Origin of the sequence: Romboutsia sp. 1001285H_161024_C4 (assembly GCF_015550185.1) — a bacterium.
GTDB lineage: Bacteria > Bacillota > Clostridia > Peptostreptococcales > Peptostreptococcaceae > Romboutsia_C > Romboutsia_C hominis.
In genome coordinates, this window is sequence record NZ_JADNAJ010000026.1 from 1 (window position 1) to 2,988 (window position 2,988).

At 31.5% G+C, this 2,988-nt stretch carries 4 protein-coding genes; all 4 read left to right on the forward strand.

Features of this window, described 5'->3' with window-relative positions:
- The coding region (locus I1959_RS15105; RefSeq protein ID WP_195238905.1) for an SDR family oxidoreductase at window positions 1–777 on the forward strand (777 nt) is incomplete at its 5' end.
- A gap of 9 nt (window positions 778–786) precedes the next feature.
- Window positions 787–1,398 (forward strand): bifunctional 4-hydroxy-2-oxoglutarate aldolase/2-dehydro-3-deoxy-phosphogluconate aldolase, encoded by a 612-nt coding sequence (locus tag I1959_RS15110; RefSeq protein ID WP_207733606.1) that lies wholly within the window; start codon window positions 787–789, stop codon window positions 1,396–1,398.
- Window positions 1,382–2,401, forward strand: a complete 1,020-nt coding sequence (locus I1959_RS15115; RefSeq protein ID WP_195238907.1) for a sugar kinase — start codon at window positions 1,382–1,384, stop codon at window positions 2,399–2,401. Before I1959_RS15110 ends, I1959_RS15115 begins: the two co-directional genes overlap by 17 nt.
- 15 nt (window positions 2,402–2,416) lie before the next feature.
- Window positions 2,417–2,988, forward strand: a 572-nt coding sequence (gene uxuA, locus I1959_RS15120) for a mannonate dehydratase (RefSeq protein ID WP_195238909.1), incomplete at its 3' end; no start/stop codon positions are given.

Genomic DNA, 2,988 nt, shown 5'->3' on the forward strand with positions numbered 1-2,988 from the left:
GCTATGGTTGAAGCTTTAGCTAAATGTGGAGCTAAAGTAGCTATACTTGCACTTGGAAAAGAAGCTTGTGAAGCTAAAGCTAAGGAAATAATAGATAATGGTGGATGTGCCATAGGAATAGAAGCTAACGTATTAGATAAAGAAAGTTTAAAAAGAGCTCATGATATAATTTTAGAAAAATTAGGACCATGCGATATATTAATAAATGGAGCTGGAGGAAATCATCCAAAGGGAACAACAACTAAAGAATACTTATTTGAAGAAGATTTAAATAATGAAGAATTAACAACATTCTTTGACTTAGATCCAAAAGGAGTAGAATTTGTATTTAACTTAAACTTCTTAGGAACATTACTTCCATCTCAAGAATTTAGTAAAGATATGATAAACAGAGAAGGATGTACAATAATAAACATATCTTCAATGAATGCATATACACCGCTTACAAAAATACCAGCATACTCAGGGGCAAAGGCTGCAGTAAGTAACTTTACTCAATGGTTAGCTGTACATATGTCTAAAGTAGGAGTAAGAGTAAATGCTATAGCACCAGGTTTCTTTGTAACAGCACAAAATGAAAAGTTATTATTCAATGAAGATGGAACACCAACAGAAAGAAGCAACAAGATATTAAATAGCACACCAATGGGAAGATTTGGAGAAGCCCAAGAATTAATAGGTACATTATTATATCTAGTAAGTGAAGATGCATCAGGATTTGTAAATGGTGTTGTTATACCAGTAGATGGAGCATTTTCAGCATACTCAGGAGTATAGGGGGATATTATGCTAGAAAGTATAAAAAAAGAAGGAATAGTAGCAGTAATTAGAGCAAAAGACCATAAGGAAGCTAAAGGATATATAAATGCTTGTGCAAATGGTGGAATAAGAGCTGTAGAATTAACATACTCAATACCTAATGTTGTAGAACTTATAAATGAACTAAGAGATGACAAAAATCTTATATTAGGTGTTGGAAGTGTACTAAATGCTAAAATGGCTAAAGATGCAATATTAGCGGGAGCAAAATATGTTGTAAGCCCGGGGTATAGTGAAGAGGTAAACGATGTATGTAAAGAATTAAATACACTTTATTTACCAGGATGTATGACGGTAAGTGAAATAATGAATGCACAAGATAAAGGAAATAAAATGGTTAAGTTATTCCCAGGAGACGTATTTGGACCAAAGTATGTAAAAGCTATAAAAGCTCCAATACCAAATGTTGAAATAATGCCAACTGGTGGAGTTAGTATAGATAATGTAGATAAGTGGTTTGAAATGGGAGTTTCTTGTGTAGGAGTAGGAAGTTCACTATTTAATGCAGGAAGCTTAGAAGATATAGAAAACTTAGCTAAGGAATTTGTGGAGAAAATACAAAATGTCAGAAGCAAATAATAAAAAGGTTTTAGGTTTTGGGGAGGTAATGTTAAGATTAATACCTCCCAACAATAAAAAAATTATACAGTCAAACTCTTTTGAAGCAATTTATGGTGGTGGAGAAGCAAACGTTATAGCAAGTTTATCTTGCTTTGGTCATAAGACTAAGTTTGCGACTAAATTACCAGACAACTCACTAGGTGATAAAGTAATAAGAGATTTAAAAGGATTTGATATAGATACTAGTTCAGTCGTTAGAGGAGAAGGAAGACTAGGAATATATTTTTCTGAAATAGGTCATGGATATAGAAGTACAGAAGTTATATATGATAGAAAATACTCAGCTATATCAATGGCAAATAAAGAAGAATTTGATATTAAAAGTATGCTAAAAGATGTAAGTTTAGTTCATATGTCTGGTATAACTCCAGCACTTAGCAAAGAGTTATATAACTTAGTTATAGATATTGCAAAATACTGTAAAGAAAATGATATACTAGTGTCCTTGGATTCTAATTACAGAGCTAAGCTTTGGAGCTTAGAAGAAGCTAAAGGATTTTTAGAAAAAGTACTTCCTTATGTAGATATAGCATTTTTAGGAAAGTTAGACATGACAAATATATTAAAATATAAAGATAATGACTTAGACTTTGAAGATTCTCTTAAAGAGTTATACAAAGAATTATTTAAGAATTATCCAAATATAAAATATGTAGCATGTACTAAAAGAAGTGTTCATTCAATAAATAATAACTCATTAAAAGGTTATATATTTGATGGAAATGACATGCAAATATCAAGTGAATATACATTTGATATATTAGATAGAGTTGGTGGAGGAGATGCATTTACAGCAGGAATACTTCACGGAGTAATAAATAATATGGATTCAAAAAAGACTGTCGAATTTGGAGTTTGTGCAAGTGCACTAAAGCATTCTATAAGAGGAGATATAAATTTAGTAGACGAAGAATGTGTTATTAGTTTGATAGATAAAGGTCTACAAAATATAAAAAGATAATTGGGGGAATAGTAAATGGAAATGACGTTTAGATGGTATGGACAAGATGACCCTGTAAAAATAGAGTACATCAGACAAATACCAGGAATGAAAGGAATAGTTACAGCGATATATGATATACCAGTTGGAGAAGTGTGGCCAATTGACAAAATATTAGAACTTAAAAAGACTGTAGAAGACAATGGACTAAAACTTTCAGTAATAGAAAGTGTACCAGTTCATGAAGATATAAAGTTAGGATTACCTACTAGAGATAAGTACATAGAAAACTACAAAGAAACGTTAAGAAATCTTGGAAAAGCAGGAATAGAAACAGTTTGTTATAACTTTATGCCAGTGTTTGACTGGACTCGTTCAGATCTAAACTATGAACTTGAAGATGGTTCAACTTGTCTAATATATGATGAAGAAACTGTTAAGAAAATGGATCCAGCACTAGGTGAATTAGAACTTCCAGGATGGGATACTTCTTATGGAGAAGGTGGACTAGGAGCATTATTAGATCAATATAAAGATATAGATGAAGAAAAGTTATGGGAAAATCTTGAATACTTTATAAAAGAAATAATACCAGTAGCTGAAGAAAG